The sequence below is a fragment of the Geotalea daltonii FRC-32 genome, assembly GCF_000022265.1.
GTDB lineage: Bacteria > Desulfobacterota > Desulfuromonadia > Geobacterales > Geobacteraceae > Geotalea > Geotalea daltonii.
This window is the reverse complement of record NC_011979.1, coordinates 2,476,998-2,491,207: the sequence shown is the minus strand read 5'-3', so window position 1 is coordinate 2,491,207 and position 14,210 is coordinate 2,476,998. Positions and strand designations below refer to the sequence as shown.

The 14,210-nt window shown below is 53.5% G+C and carries 12 protein-coding genes; 2 read left to right on the top strand and 10 right to left on the bottom strand.

Annotation, left to right across the window (positions count from 1 at the left end; all coding sequences use genetic code 11):
• Positions 1 to 2: 2 nt before the first annotated feature.
• The 9 genes from GEOB_RS11205 to GEOB_RS11165 all read right to left on the bottom strand — a co-directional run bounded on the left by GEOB_RS11205 (position 3) and on the right by GEOB_RS11165 (position 11,077).
• Positions 3 to 434 (bottom strand): Fur family transcriptional regulator, encoded by a 432-nt coding sequence (locus GEOB_RS11205; RefSeq protein WP_012647335.1) that lies wholly within the window; start codon positions 432 to 434, stop codon positions 3 to 5.
• Positions 435 to 784: 350 nt separating this feature from the next.
• On the bottom strand, positions 785 to 1,570 hold the full coding sequence (locus tag GEOB_RS11200; RefSeq protein WP_012647334.1) for a DsbC family protein: 786 nt from the start codon (positions 1,568 to 1,570) through the stop codon (positions 785 to 787).
• 113 nt (positions 1,571 to 1,683) lie between these two features.
• Positions 1,684 to 3,078, bottom strand: a complete 1,395-nt coding sequence (gene ahcY / locus GEOB_RS11195; protein WP_012647333.1) for an adenosylhomocysteinase — start codon at positions 3,076 to 3,078, stop codon at positions 1,684 to 1,686.
• A gap of 36 nt (positions 3,079 to 3,114) precedes the next feature.
• On the bottom strand, positions 3,115 to 4,038 hold the full coding sequence (locus tag GEOB_RS11190) for an ArsR/SmtB family transcription factor (RefSeq protein WP_041267509.1): 924 nt from the start codon (positions 4,036 to 4,038) through the stop codon (positions 3,115 to 3,117).
• A gap of 154 nt (positions 4,039 to 4,192) precedes the next feature.
• Positions 4,193 to 5,521 (bottom strand): anaerobic C4-dicarboxylate transporter, encoded by a 1,329-nt coding sequence (locus GEOB_RS11185; protein ID WP_012647331.1) that lies wholly within the window; start codon positions 5,519 to 5,521, stop codon positions 4,193 to 4,195.
• A gap of 261 nt (positions 5,522 to 5,782) precedes the next feature.
• Complete coding sequence (locus GEOB_RS11180; RefSeq protein ID WP_041267508.1) at positions 5,783 to 7,201, bottom strand: sigma-54-dependent transcriptional regulator; 1,419 nt, start codon at positions 7,199 to 7,201, stop codon at positions 5,783 to 5,785.
• 5 nt (positions 7,202 to 7,206) lie between these two features.
• Complete coding sequence (locus GEOB_RS11175; protein ID WP_012647329.1) at positions 7,207 to 9,024, bottom strand: transporter substrate-binding domain-containing protein; 1,818 nt, start codon at positions 9,022 to 9,024, stop codon at positions 7,207 to 7,209.
• Between the two features lie 210 nt (positions 9,025 to 9,234).
• On the bottom strand, positions 9,235 to 10,320 hold the full coding sequence (locus tag GEOB_RS11170) for an NAD(P)H-dependent flavin oxidoreductase (RefSeq protein WP_012647328.1): 1,086 nt from the start codon (positions 10,318 to 10,320) through the stop codon (positions 9,235 to 9,237).
• A 169-nt stretch (positions 10,321 to 10,489) separates the two neighbouring features.
• Positions 10,490 to 11,077: a retropepsin-like aspartic protease gene (locus GEOB_RS11165; RefSeq protein ID WP_012647327.1), complete on the bottom strand. Its 588-nt coding sequence runs from the start codon at positions 11,075 to 11,077 to the stop codon at positions 10,490 to 10,492.
• A 179-nt stretch (positions 11,078 to 11,256) separates the two neighbouring features.
• Here GEOB_RS11165 and GEOB_RS11160 point away from each other — a divergent pair, with 179 nt between their 5' ends.
• Positions 11,257 to 12,219, top strand: a complete 963-nt coding sequence (locus GEOB_RS11160; RefSeq protein WP_012647326.1) for a sensor histidine kinase — start codon at positions 11,257 to 11,259, stop codon at positions 12,217 to 12,219.
• Positions 12,216 to 12,920, top strand: a complete 705-nt coding sequence (locus GEOB_RS11155; protein ID WP_012647325.1) for a response regulator transcription factor — start codon at positions 12,216 to 12,218, stop codon at positions 12,918 to 12,920. The genes GEOB_RS11160 and GEOB_RS11155 overlap by 4 nt, the downstream gene beginning before the upstream one ends.
• Before the next feature lie 112 nt (positions 12,921 to 13,032).
• Here GEOB_RS11155 and metK read toward each other — a convergent pair whose 3' ends face one another.
• Complete coding sequence (metK, locus tag GEOB_RS11150) at positions 13,033 to 14,202, bottom strand: methionine adenosyltransferase (protein ID WP_012647324.1); 1,170 nt, start codon at positions 14,200 to 14,202, stop codon at positions 13,033 to 13,035.
• Positions 14,203 to 14,210 lie beyond the last annotated feature (8 nt).

Sequence of the window (14,210 nt, the reverse complement as noted above, 5' to 3'; positions counted from 1 at the left end):
TTTTATCTGCGGCATTTGGCACATAGGCCATACAGCTCGAGCTTATGTGTTTTGATGAGAAAGCCGTAACCGGCAGCTATCTCGTCCTGCAGCTTTTCAATGGTCTCGTTCTCAAACTCGGCAATGGCGCCGCAGCGGGTACAAACCAGATGGTCATGGTGCTCCCCTTCAGTCACATGCTCATAACGAGTCTGTCCGTCACCGAACTGGATTTCACGGGCTATGCCTGACTCGGCGAAAAGCTTCAGTGTGCGATAGACCGTGGCATAGCCGATGGCCGGGTGCTTTGCCCGAAGTTTGAGATAAAGCTCTTCAAGGCTCATGTGTTCCGACGAAGACAGGAAGAAATCGAGGATAATGTCACGCTGGCGCGTGGACTTGAGGCCCTTCTGGGCAATAAACTCGCTGAAAGCTTTTTTCTTGGCACGCTTCACAGGCCTCTCCGGATTGAAAATGATTTTCACTATAGCGATAGACAATGGGTATGTCAACCGTTTTTTGCAAGTCTGATTTTCGTTGTATGCAGTTTTTAGAATATATGTTACTTTATTGGGAAAAAGGAGGTTTTCATGCAAGAGATTTTTTTAGTGCTGGGATTTCTCGTCTTGTGGGTAGTCTTACAGAAATATATCCTCCCACGTCTCGGCGTCTCCACCTGAATGGCCGACGCATGCTCCACCGCGGGTCGGGGGAAAAAGGATGGAGAAAACAAAAAAGAAAATTCCACGAAATAAGAAAAAGGCCTGTCCCATCGACAGGCCTTTCTTTTCATCCATGTTGGTCATCATTTATGCGGCTTTTTAATCTTAAAAAGAGCCTGAATTTCAGTGGCAGACTTTGAGCCGGCCACCACCCTGCCATCGGAAAAAATCATCGTCGGCGTAGAATTGACGCCGAGCCGCCCGGCAAGCTTGATATTTTCCTCCACACCTTTGGTCGGCGTATTAGGGCCAGGAGCAGGCAAGGTCACCTTGGCAAAGGCATCGTCGAGAAGCTTGGCCGACGGTCCCTGGAGTATGACCCGGGATTTGTCGTAGGCTGCGGGATGCATTTTCAACGGGAACAGTTTCACGTACACGACTACCGACGGATCCATGGCGATAAGCTTCTTCAGCTCCACATGCAGTTTTGCGCAAAAGGGGCAATCTGGATCGGTAAAGACAAAAAGCCTTTTTTTCCCCTGAGGATTTCCGAGAATTATGGAGTTGGCAGGCGTAAGAAGAGCCGGATTCACCTTGGTTACTCCGGCCGGCTGTTGTGCCCCGCCACTTATGGGTTTTTTAGTCGCCAGATTGAATATGGGGCCGGGAATGACGTGTTTCTTGCCGTAATCCAGGTAGGCGACGGCCTTTTTACCATCCTTCTCCATGTCAAGCTCCCAGACGCCACGCATGGCCGGAAATTTCACCTTTGTTACCCGCCCCCCAAGGTCTTTTACAAGTGCATTGGCCTCTTTCACAGAAAGAGGATGACACGAGGCACATTCCCCGCCACACCCCTCCTTGGACATGGCCGAGGCGCTTCCAGCCATTAGAGTCACCAACACTACTGCAGTAGTCAAACTCTTCATCTTTTGCTCCTTTTATTGCTGGACGTGCGAAAGCCGCCGAAAAAAAATCGGCGGCCCATAACCACAATGAATATACTTATTTCAGAAAAAAAAGTCCAGCCGACATCATGCGTCTAATACCGATAATGCTCAGATTTGTAAGGCCCGTCCACATTTACGCCTATGTAATCGGCTTGCTCCTTGGTCAGGATGCTTAACTGGGCATTCAGCTTCTTCAGTTGCAACCTCGCCACTTTCTCATCCAGGTGCTTGGGTAATGTGTAGACCCCCACCGCATATTTGCCGGGATTGCTGAAGATCTCGATCTGGGCGATGGTCTGGTTGGCGAAGGAAGAGGACATGACATAGCTGGGATGGCCGGTGGCGCAACCCAGATTCACCAGTCTCCCCTTGGCCAACAGGATAATCCGGTTGCCCGACGGCATGATCACGTGGTCCACCTGGGGCTTGATCTCTTCCCACTGGTATTTTTCCAGGGCCGCCACCTCGATCTCGTTATCGAAATGCCCGATGTTGCAGACAATGGCCTGATCCTTCATTTTCAGCATGTGTTCATGGGTAATGACATGGTAGTTGCCGGTGCAGGTGACGAAGATATCCGCCTTGTCGGCGGCGTAATCCATGGTCACCACGCGATACCCTTCCATGGCAGCCTGCAGAGCGCAGATGGGATCGACCTCCGTCACCCACACCTGAGCAGACAGCGCCCTGAGGGCTTGTGCGGAGCCCTTGCCCACATCCCCATAGCCGCAGACCAGGGCGACTTTGCCCGCCACCATGACGTCCGTTGCCCGCTTGATGCCGTCCACCAGCGATTCGCGGCAGCCATAGAGGTTGTCGAACTTGGATTTGGTAACCGAGTCGTTGACGTTGATGGCCGGGAAGCGCAGTTCCCCCCGCTCGTGCATCTGGTAAAGACGGTGCACGCCGGTGGTGGTCTCCTCCGTCACCCCCTTGATCTGGGCAATGCGGGTAGAGTACCAGGTGGGATCTGTGTCCAGCTTTTTCCTGATGGCGGCAAAAAGAATGATCTCTTCCTCCGAACCGGGCTTCTCCAGCACCTTCGCGTCCTTCTCCGCCCTGGTTCCCAAGTGGAGCAAAAGCGTCGCATCGCCGCCATCGTCGAGAATCATGTTGGAAAAACCGCCATCGGGCCATTCGAAAATACGGTGGGTGTAGTCCCAGTATTCTTCCAGCGACTCCCCCTTGTAAGCGAAAACGGGAATGCCCTGGGCAGCAATGGCGGCAGCGGCATGATCCTGGGTGGAAAAGATGTTGCACGAGGCCCAGCGTACCTCAGCACCAAGCGCCTTGAGTGTTTCGATGAGAACCGCAGTCTGGATGGTCATATGCAGCGAACCGGTGATGCGTGCCCCTTTCAGCGGCTGTTTACCGGCATACTCCTCGCGAATGGCCATCAAACCAGGCATTTCCGTTTCAGCAATCCTGATCTCCTTTTTTCCCCATTCAGCCAGGGACAGATCGGCTACTTTAAAATCCTGTGGCATGTGTATTCTCCTTTTTCACTATATTTTCCGACAAAGTCAGCCTTTATCTTTGATGGCTTGCACCAGGAACACCGACTCCTGGCCGGCTGCTCCTTCATATCGATGACAAGCCACATGATTAAAACCTGCAGCTTTTATCCACCCAATCAGCTCCTCTTTCTCAAAGCCCAGCCACTGATCAGCCAGTTGTTCCCGCGCCCATTCCCGCTCATGCCTTGCCAGGTCGGCAATTACCAGAACACCGCCGACAACTAAAACCCGCCCCATCTCATGCAGAACGGCAAGCGGGTCCGCAGCATGGTGCAACACCATATTGGCCACCACGCATCCCACGCCGCCATCGGCAACAGGCAGGTGCGTCATCTCTCCCAGACGCAGCTCAACCCCGTGCAATCCTGTCGCCGCTACCCGGCGCCCTGCTTCCTCAAGCATTGCCGGTGAGTGATCAACGCCGATAGTGCGGGATGCGACATTGGCCAGCTCAGGCAGCAGATTTCCAGTGCCGACGCCTATCTCTAAAACTTCTGACTTTTGTGGCACCAACCGAACCAACTGTGCTACATATTCCGGCACCGGCAACAGAGTGCAGACAAGGGCATCCCACTGGCGGGCATGCTGATCGAAAAATTGCTGGCTGCGCCGGCGACGGTCTTCCAGCACCCGGGCCACGGCCGCAACATCCTGAGTCCGGTTGTCCAGCGTTTCGAGCTCCGTTTTCATGGCAGGAGAAATGGCGGTGAAAAAAGCATTGGCATCCCCTACCCGGTAATAGCTCCAGGTTCCCTGCCTTTTTACAGCAAGCACTCCCGCCTCCGTCAGTATTTTCAAGTGACGCGAAATACGCGACTGCCCCATGCCGAGTATAGAGGTCAATTCCTGGACGGTAAACTCCCCCGAATCAAGTATGGCGAGAAGACGCAGCCGGCATGGATCCGCCAGTGCTTTTATAGTTTCGAGCATGGTCATATCAAGTGAAGGTAATATATTATATCAATTTTTCTTGATATAACATTCTCTGATGCCCTCGGTCAAGAGTAAAATGTCAGCTGTCAAGCATAAAAAAAGGCTGCAGATTATTCCTGCAGCCTCTGTTTTTATCTTGTAGTAACCAGACCTAAAGAATGGCGCTGGAAATAAGGTAAGCGGTGATTGTCGACATCCCTACGCCGATGAGGCCCGGGATCATGAAGCTGTGATTGAGTAAGTACTTGCCGATGTGGGTAGTGCCGGTGCGATCAAAATTGATAGCCGCCAGGTCACTGGGATAGAAGGCAAAGAAGAAGTAGGCATAGCTTGCCGGCATCAGACCAAGCAACAAAGGAATCGGCAGGCCGAGGGCAAGGCCGAGAGGCAGGGTAATGGCAAGGGTCGCAGCCTGGCTCTTGACGAAGGCCGATATGCAGAAGGTTGCAATGGCAAAAGTCCACGGGGCAATTTTTACCATGATGCCGATATTGTCTACGAGGAACTTTTTGTTGGCGGAGATGAAGGTATCACTCATCCAGGCAATGCCGAAAATGGAGACGACAGCAATCATGCCGGCGATAAAGACGCTTGAATGGGCGATGTCTTTTGCTTTGACGTTGGCTGAGAACATTATGAAGGCGCCATAGGCCAGCATAATGAATTGTACGACCGTGGTCATGGCAACGGGCTTTTTATCGGCACCCATGGGCAGCAGTTCGGGACAGACCGCAAAAAGTATGATGGTGGCTACGCCGGCAAAAAACAGCGCTACTGAAACCTTGGCGGTGGTGGAAATTTTCTTGTCCAGTGTTGTTACATCTGCATCAAGGGCTTTGCGAAAGTCGGGATCTGTCAGACGGGCCTGAAACTCGGCATCTTTGTCCAGGTCCTTGCCACGGTTGAAACTCCAACCTGCAGCTGCGAGCACGCCGATGATCCCAGCCGGCATGGTAACGCAGATGATGTCGATCAGGGTAACCGGGTGGCCTGCTTTGGCGGCAAAACCGAGAAAAAAGGTCACCGCGGCAGCCACCGGACTGGCAGTGATCCCCATCTGGGAAGCGACACTGGAGATAGCCATGGGTCGCTCCGGTCTAATACCGGTCTTGATGGCCACATCGGCGATAACGGGCAACAGCGCATACACCGCATGGCCAGTTCCGACGCAGACAGTGAGGAAAAAGGTGCTTAAGGGGGCAAGAATGGTCACATACTTGGGGTGGGCACGGAGCATCCGCTCGGTGAGCTGCACCAGGTAGTCCAGACCACCTGCTACCTGCAGTGTCGCTGAGGCAGTAACCACTGCCAGGATGATCAGCATTACTGCAATGGGGGGCTCAGAAGGAGCACTCCTGAAGCCTATGGTCAGTAAGGTTACGCCCAACCCACCGATCAGGCCGAGGGCTACCCCTCCTCTACGGATACCGATGAGAACGGCACCGAGCACGAGCACGAATTGAATCCAGAACATTGCCATGAGACACCTCCACTTGGGCTAATATTGAAGGGGCCGGATGGCTCCCTTTCGTATCTATCCCATAAGAGCATGGAAAATGCCAAGCGGCACAAAAAAGCCTAACATGCTGGTATTACAGCATAAAGCGGTGCTAAAACTGCTATCTTTGGACAGCCAAGGCCTATAGCCTGAGGTTATAACAGCAGGCTGTGTTGCTGATTTACATCAATTGAATCAGCATGTTAAGGCGATGATAGCCGGAGATTATTGTATAACCCGTGGTTATACCGGTTCAGGACGCATTGCCTTGAGTCTCTTGTTCAGAGCAGGCTGGGAGATGCCAAGCAGACGTGCCGCCATGGTCTGATTGCCGTTGGCGCGATGCATGGCCTCGGCAACAAGAAAAGCAGCCGCATCACTGAAGGTGGGGAGATCGACAAAACCGGCAAAGGGATTCTGTCTTGAGGGAGAGGGGGACTCTTTTACAGGGGGCTGAGATTGTCCGACCGCCTTGAGAAATGACTCCATGGAGAGCATTCGATCACGGTGGATGCTGACCGCATCGTAAACCATTGCCTTAAGCTCGCGCACATTGCCGGGAAAGCTGTACATAACGAGAAACTGGGCCAGCTCCCGGGGAGGAGTAGGTTTCTTTCTACCCAGCGCTTGTGCGGCTTCTCTCAAAAAATGATCCAGCAACAGGGTTATGTCTCCGGGCCGTTCCCGTAAAGGAGGGACATGTACCTGGTGTGTACGCAGACGATAAAAGAGATCGCGACGAAAGGTTCCTGCCGACTCCTTTTCCATCAGGTTCTGGTGAGTGGCAACGATTATGCGTGCTTTGAGCCGCCTGGGCTGGTCGCAACCCAGGGGAAAAAATTCCCCCTCCTGCAAAAGGCGTAACAGCTTCACCTGTGAGGGTATGCTCAGGTCGCCAATCTCATCTAGAAAGAGCGTACCATCAGCTGCCTCCTCAACCATCCCCCGGCGCAGTTGATCTGCACCGGTGAAGGCACCCCGCACATGGCCAAAGAGGGTATCGGCAAAGACGGTGTCGTCGAGGCCTGCCACATTGACTGTCACCAGTTTCCCGCGGCAACCGCTCAACCGGTGCACGGCCTGGGCAATCAGCTCTTTACCGACCCCGCTTTCGCCAGTGATCATCAGCGGCTGGGGACTCTTCGCCACCGCCTCCGCATAGGCAAAGACATTGAGCATGGCTCGATCGGCGGTAACAATGGCGGCAAAAGCATCAGGATGCTGCAATTCCCCTGAAGCAAGCCGGCTCGACATCTCCAGATAATCAAGCTGCATCTCTTTCATCCGGACCGCCCGCAGTACACCTCCCACAATCCGGTCTTCATCATCGGTTTTGATGAAGTAGTCAAAGGCGCCCAGTTTCATGCAACGGACCGCCGTTTCCAACTGATTCAGGCCGCTGACGACAATGGTGGTCGTTTCCGGATATTGCTCGGCAACCTGTTTAAGGAGTTCTTCCCCCGATAGATGGGGCATGGTCAGATCGAGGAGGACAAGGCCGATGCCTCCCTGGGCAAGTAATCCCATAACCTCGCGGCTGTCCTGGCAAGTACTGATATTGGTAAGTCCAGCGCAGCTTCGCAACGTGAGGGAAAGGGATTTTAACCAGGCAGGCTCATCGTCCACCAGCAGGATGCGGAAAGTAGGATACTGTTGGTCCATTGCATTCACGTCGTCTGCTCCTCTTTAATGACCGGTATGGACAAGGTAACGGTAGTGCCGGCACCAAGGGTTGACTTAAAAAATATACGGCCCCCGTGCTCCTTGATGATGCCATCAGAAACCGACAAGCCAAGACCGGTCCCCCCGCTTTCCCTCTTTGTGGTAAAAAAGGGATCCGTCAGGCGTGACAGATTCTCTGAGTCAATGCCGACACCTTCGTCACGGACAACCAATATGGCGCTGGCAGTAGTACGGTTATAACGGGTGCTGATGACAATGGCCCGCTCCGCATCGGGCAAAGCCTGACATGCGTTCAGAATCAGGTTAACCACCACCTGCTCAATCCGTTGGCTGTTGCCCATGATTGACGGCATTTCCCGGGCATACTCAATCTGCAGATGGTTGGTCGCCTTGCGAATCGTAGGATCAACCAGTCGTAGCGCCGTCTCCACGATGCCATTGAAATCAACCCGCTGTTTCTCAGCCAAATCATCCCGGCGGGCAAAATCCTTCAGATCGTTGACAATCCTCTTGATCCGTTTCGCCCCATCCTGCATCTCGTCCAGGATTCTAGGGATCTCATGGCGCATTTCTGAGTAGGGTATCCCGCCGATGCTGAAATCCCCGTTGGCTTGATAATGCTGCTCAAGGATGCGCTCTGAATCGGCGTGAGCCCGTTTCAGAATCGGCACATCAAGTAGGATTAAGCCGGTGGGATTGTTGATCTCATGGGCAACGCCGGAAACCAGTACCCCCAATGCAGCCAGTTTATCAGCTTGGACAAGCTGCTGCTGGTTCAGGCGCAACTCCTCCTCGGCATGTTTGCGCTCGGCGATTTCTCTGGTCAGATCAGCAGTACGAACGGCTACTTGCCGATGTAACGTGCGCGACCAGAGGGCAAAACCACCTAAAAGCATCACCAGTGGGATAACAACGACCGCACCATATTTGGCGACGGTCTTCCAGTCCACATGCTCCGGCTCCATCACCCCCAGCCATTTGTTGTAGATCACGTCATATTGTCCGGTTTTGCGAAGAATAGCCAAACCCTCGTTGAATCGCGAGAGCAGTTCGGCATTGCCTTTTTTAACGGCAAAGCAATAGCGGTGAGTGGCCACATTGCGCACTGCCGGATAGATATTTGTCAGCTTTAGTTCACGGACGATGTACATTCCGGGGAGGATGGCGACAATGGCATAGTCGGTCTTACCTGCAGCCAGAAGGCGCAGGGCATCTGCCGGCGTTGCCGTAAGCTCGAGCCTGCCGGAGAAACCCTGCTGGGTCAAGATGTCGTGCATGATCCCGCCCCCATGGACGGCAACGGACTTCCCTGCTAATTCAGCCAGTGAGTTTACCGTGGGTGAATCCCGGCGGGCGAAGACTGCATGGTTGATCATGGCGTGGGGCAGGGAAAAATCCACTTCCTTTGCCCGCTCTTCTGAGTAAGACATACCATCCAGGACATCAACCTGGTTCGATTGCAAGGCCGAGCGCATCTCCGACCAGCCACCCAGCCTGAACTGCACGTCCATGCCCATGACCTCGGCAATGGCTCTGGTCAGCTCAACATTAAAACCCGCCGCATGACCATTCTTGTCAATGAATTCATAGGGGGGGTAGTCCCGGTCCCCGCCGACAATGACAGGTGCCGACGAGTCGGCGCCCGGTCGGGCAGAAGCTGGTAATGGCCAGTAAAGGATGAGCGCAGTTATCCACGGAAGGATGACTAACCGGCAAAGGGCATGAAATGACAGAGGCCAGGCATGGGTATAACGATCATGGGTGTGACTTGAGATCTGGCAATGCATCATGGAGTTGGGCAACGGCTTTTCCTCCAGGCAACTTCACACTGCGTTTGAATTGACAGGCAGGGGATAAGCATAGCACACATGAACTATGAGTACAGGCTTTTTTAAGGATGAATAAATCGTGGGGATACTGTCAGAGGATTAAGAACCATAGGGGGAAAGGGCCGGAAAACAAAACGGCCCCCGAGAACCGCGGGCCGCATTTGAATTGTATGTTGATGTGATCTATGCCGCTCTTTCCGCCACGGCAGATTCAGCAAACAGCTCGTCAAATATTTCCTGCACCGTTGTTATCCGATCGGCCTTCCAGGCATTGGTGCCGCAGAAGATAAGACCAGTTTCCACATCTCCACGCTGGGCGCGGTCCAGGGCCTTGACAATACAGAAACGCTCGCCGCTCTCTTTGTAGGAGCATTTCTTCAGACAACCGGTGGTGCAAACCGAGCTCCTGAGTTCGTCGTACAGGACAATCTGATCCTGGTTTTTGAGGATCGCCCGCCCCGGCAGGCCGGCAGGGCTCATGATCAGACCGATATCTTCCTTTTTGCAATCCAGATAAGCCTGTTTGAATGCATCATCGGCATCGCACTCCACCGTGGGCACAAAACGGCTGGCCATCTGCACCCCGTCAGCACCCTGTTCAAGGGCATGAAGCACGTCGGCGCGGTCCCAAATGCCTCCGGCAGCAATGACCGGCATATCAATATTATATTCTGTGCGGAAGAATTCCTTCACCCCGCGCACCGTTGCATACTGATCGTACTCACCGGTGCCGATGCATTCCATCTTCTCTCCCAGATGACCGCCAGCCGTATCAGGATCTTCCACAACCACCGCATCGGGGAGGCGGTTGTAGCCTTTCTCCCATTTTTTAGCTATCAGTTGGGCACACCGTACAGAGGAAACAATGGGAACCAGCGCCACATCTGGGGCATGGGCGGTAAGTCCCGGCAGGGTCAATGGCAAGCCGGCACCGCAGACAATAACCTTAGCTCCACCCTCGACGGCAGCTCCTACCAGTTTCTCGTAATCGGAAAGAGCCACCATGACATTGACGCCGATAATGCCGTCAGGGGCAATTTCGTATGCCTTATGCAGTTCTGCCTTGAATGCTTCCAGATCAGCATCGAAATAGTTGGACCCGTCATACAGGCCGCTGTTGAGGGCGATGCCCGGTGCAGCCACCAGCCCGACTCCGCCACATTTCGCGACATGACCGGCGAGGGAACCCGCAGAGATACGAACCCCCATCCCTCCCTGAACCAATGGGTACCGTGTTTCATACTTGCCAATTTTCAAGGGCTTGAACATGATCCTGTCCTCCAGCGACGGGTGGCGTACATGCTGTTCTGCCCTTGAAACATAACAGATAACGGGACTTTTTAATGTAATAGTATTGTAAAAGGGGGAACGGAAATCAATCGTCAATTGGCGGGTGCAGAGGGAGGCAGATTGTAATGAAGCAACAGCATTGGGGGGATTAGTCCCCCCATTTGATGGTGCTGGTGTTGAAGTCCACGTGATAACGGAGTTCCCGCAAGAAGTTCATGCCGAGAAGACCATCGTAACCGCCGCTCTCGACGACGATTACATCCATGTCGTATTTTCGATTCGGACCCACCAGCATATAGTCGAGGCTCACACGGCCGGTAACCTGGATGCCTGAACCGATCCCCTGTGCATAGGCCAGGTCTGCGTCTTCCGGCCTGATGCGAAGCCGTGCCGCAAGACTTGAGCTGATAGTCGAAACCTCTGCACCCGTATCCAGCACAAGGTTGGCCTTGACTTCATTGCCCCGATAGCTGAGGGTTACCGGTAACAGCACCCTGTTCCTCAGGATCCTGACGCGCATGACCGAGTTTTGTGGATTGTCATCGTCATCGCTCCGCACTTTATGTTTCTTTTTCAGCTTCTTCGGGATCTTACCCGGGTCGTCGGTAAAGTTGACGGCGCCGTTTTCGTCTTCGTATTGGTAGAACTCGCATTGCCCGGTCGCCGGCATAACCAATGTGGTAAATATTGCAAAACACATCATCTTCACCAGTAGCTTATATATAATCCTGAACATTGACGCTACCTTTTTCGCGAGTTTATTAATTTTAATCGAATGTGATCCCCAAAATATCTTTTTTGCAGGTAAAAGAAAAGCGTAATCTCATTTTTTTGACTAATTAAGAAGTAGGGCTGCCACCTTCCGGCGAGTTAAATCCCCTTGCAAATCGAGCTGGCGAGTGCTACACAAAAACCATGAAATGGTATAAAAGAATCTTCACCCCTCTTATTGCCTTGATCGGTATCCAGCTGGTCTGGATCCTGCTGGTGATCTTCTGGATCTACTGGTTCCTCGGCCGGAATCGGGAATTCCGCGACCTGGCCCAGCGTTACAAGCCGGAACTGATCGGCCATGGCCTTAACTGGGTCGTGCTGGTAGAGGGGCTAATCTTGCTGGTGGCAATCCTCGCCGGGGTCTACGTCATGTTCCTCTACTGGAGGCGCCAGGCCAAGCTTTATCGGCAACAGAGGAGCTTTATTTCCCAACTGACCCACGAGTTGAAGTCTCCACTGGCTTCGATCCAGCTTCACCTGCAGACCATCAAGCTGCGCAAGCCCCCCCAGGAAAAGCTCGACCTGTTCCTGGACACCATGCTCTCGGATACGGGAAGGCTCAACAATCTCATCAGCAATCTCCTGATGGCTACCCGCATCGAGTACCGCCAACTTGCCGTCGAGCAGAAGACCATTGATTTTTCCGCTTTTGTCCGGGAATACATGGAGAAAAAGCGCCCGGAACTGCCCGAGGGGGGACGGCTGCATGTGGAGGTTGAAGAAGGTCTGATGGCACAAATAGATAGTGAGGGGATGGAGATGGCCCTGCGCAACCTTTTCGAGAATGCCTTGCTCTACTCCCCGGTTTCACCAGACATCAGGGTAACCTTGAAGAGAAGCGGCAAAAACTGTCAGCTCGACTTTCAGGACAAAGGCAAGGGGCTTGAAAAAAATGAGGTGAGCAGGATCTTTGCCCTCTTCTACAGGGTGCGGACCCCCGGCGATAACATCCGCGGCACCGGTCTGGGGTTGTACATCGTAAAATCAGTGGTAAACGCCCATAGCGGAAAGATCGGCGTAACCAGCGAAGGCTTGGGCAAAGGTTCCACATTCCATATCACTCTGCCGCTGGTAGATCCTGAAAACAGGAGAAAGTCAGCATGAGCAATGATAAGCCGCACATACTTCTGGTGGAAGACGAAATCCATCTGGCGCGAGGCATCTGCTTCAACCTGGAGCTTGAAAATCTTCGGGTGAGCCATGTGGAGAGCGGTGAGGAGGCACTGGAACGGGTCAAGTTCGAACGCTTCGACTTGATTATCCTGGATGTGATGCTCCCCGGAATCGATGGCTTTGTTGTCTGCAAAAAAGTCAGGGAGCTGGATGCAAGGGTGCCGGTTCTGATGTTGACTGCCCGTTCCGATGAGCGGGACAGGATCGCCGGACTTGCAGGGGGAGCAGATGACTACCTGACCAAACCATTCAACCTGGACGAATTTCTGCTGCGGGTGAAAGGGATGCTTCGACGCTCTGCATGGTACAGACCGGACCCGATTGAGGAAGGTTACCGTTTCGGCGAGAATCAGGTTTACCTGCTCTCCTACCGGGCAAAAACACCCCAGGGAGAGATTGATCTGACGGACCTGGAAGTGAAGATGCTGTCGCTGTTCTTTCAGAAGGAAGGTGAGGCTATCCCGCGAAAAGTGCTGCTGGAAAACGTCTGGGGCTATGCTTCCGATGCCGAAACCCGCACTTTGGACAATTTTATCGTCAGGCTGCGCAAGTATTTCGAACCTGATCCGGCCAAACCGGTCTATTTCCAGACGGTGCGCGGAGTTGGGTACCGCTTTTCACGGGGAGTGTGAAAACGGGGTTCGAAGTTCGAACTTCGAAGTTATTCTTCAATAGAAAAGGCCGGAAGAAATTTCTCCCGGCCTTTTAAACACGTCACCAATCACCAATCACCAATCACCGCCTCTAAAGTCCCGCCTTCTCCCTGATCAGGGAAACCTTGTCGGTCTTCTCCCAGGTAAATTCGGGCAGCTCGCGGCCGAAGTGGCCGTAAGCGGCGGTTTTTTTGTAGATAGGACGGAGCAGGTCGAGCTGCTCGATGATGGCCCTGGGACGCAGGTCGAATACTTCGCGGACGATCTGGGCAATCCTCGCGGAAGGGATCTTGCCGGTGCCCGAGGTATCCACCATGACGGAAACAGGCTCGGCAACGCCGATGGCATAAGCCACCTGCACTTCGCATTTCTCGGCAAGACCGGCGGCAACCAGGTTCTTGGCCACATAGCGTCCCATGTAGGCTGCGGAACGGTCGACCTTTGAGGGATCCTTGCCCGAGAAAGCGCCGCCACCATGGGCACCATGGCCACCGTAGCTATCGACGATGATCTTGCGGCCGGTCAGGCCGCAGTCACCCATGGGGCCACCGATGACGAAACGGCCTGTGGGGTTGATAAGAAAGCGGGTTGAGTCATTCATCAATTCAGCAGGAATGATCTTCTTGACGACTTCTTCGATGATCCCCTCCTTGATGGTTTCGTAGGAAACCTCCGGAGTGTGCTGGGAGGAAATAACGACCGTGTCGACATGAACCGGCCTGTCGTTCTCATACCTGATGGAAACCTGGGATTTTGAATCGGGACGGAGGAAGTCGAGGATGCCGGCTTTACGCACATCGGCAAGCTTTTTCACCAGCTTGTGGGAAAGGAGGATCGACATGGGCATCAGTTCCGGAGTTTCGGTGCAGGCGTAGCCGAACATCAGCCCCTGGTCGCCGGCCCCCTGATCCTTGAAAAGCCCGGCGCCCTCGTCAACACCCTGGGCGATATCGGGGGACTGTTTATCGATAGAGGTGAGAACGGCACAGGTTTCCCAGTCAAAGCCCATGGCCGAATCGTTATAGCCGATCTCCTTGATGGTCTCGCGAACAATTTTCGGATAGTCGACAATGGCATTGGTGGTGATCTCTCCGGCAATAACCGCCATGCCGGTTGTGACCAGTGTTTCACAGGCAACCCTGGATCTGGGATCCTGGGCAAGAATAGCATCGAGAATAGCATCTGAAACCTGGTCGGCTACCTTGTCGGGATGACCCTCGGAAACCGATTCAGAGGTAAAAATGTAATCCTTCATCTCCATCGTTTAAA

Excerpts from the sequence above, each read along its gene's own strand:
- GEOB_RS11185 (WP_012647331.1), bottom strand. The coding sequence starts at position 5,521 with ATGGCAATGTTCTGGATTCAATTCGTGCTCGTGCTCGGTGCCGTTCTC.
- GEOB_RS11190 (WP_041267509.1), bottom strand. The coding sequence starts at position 4,038 with ATGCTCGAAACTATAAAAGCACTGGCGGATCCATGCCGGCTGCGTCTT.
- GEOB_RS11200 (WP_012647334.1), bottom strand. The coding sequence starts at position 1,570 with ATGAAGAGTTTGACTACTGCAGTAGTGTTGGTGACTCTAATGGCTGGA.
- GEOB_RS11155 (WP_012647325.1), top strand. The coding sequence starts at position 12,216 with ATGAGCAATGATAAGCCGCACATACTTCTGGTGGAAGACGAAATCCAT.
- ahcY (WP_012647333.1), bottom strand. The coding sequence starts at position 3,078 with ATGCCACAGGATTTTAAAGTAGCCGATCTGTCCCTGGCTGAATGGGGA.
- GEOB_RS11180 (WP_041267508.1), bottom strand. The coding sequence starts at position 7,201 with ATGGACCAACAGTATCCTACTTTCCGCATCCTGCTGGTGGACGATGAG.
- GEOB_RS11170 (WP_012647328.1), bottom strand. The coding sequence starts at position 10,320 with ATGTTCAAGCCCTTGAAAATTGGCAAGTATGAAACACGGTACCCATTG.
- GEOB_RS11160 (WP_012647326.1), top strand. The coding sequence starts at position 11,257 with ATGAAATGGTATAAAAGAATCTTCACCCCTCTTATTGCCTTGATCGGT.
- metK (WP_012647324.1), bottom strand. The coding sequence starts at position 14,202 with ATGGAGATGAAGGATTACATTTTTACCTCTGAATCGGTTTCCGAGGGT.
- GEOB_RS11165 (WP_012647327.1), bottom strand. The coding sequence starts at position 11,077 with ATGTTCAGGATTATATATAAGCTACTGGTGAAGATGATGTGTTTTGCA.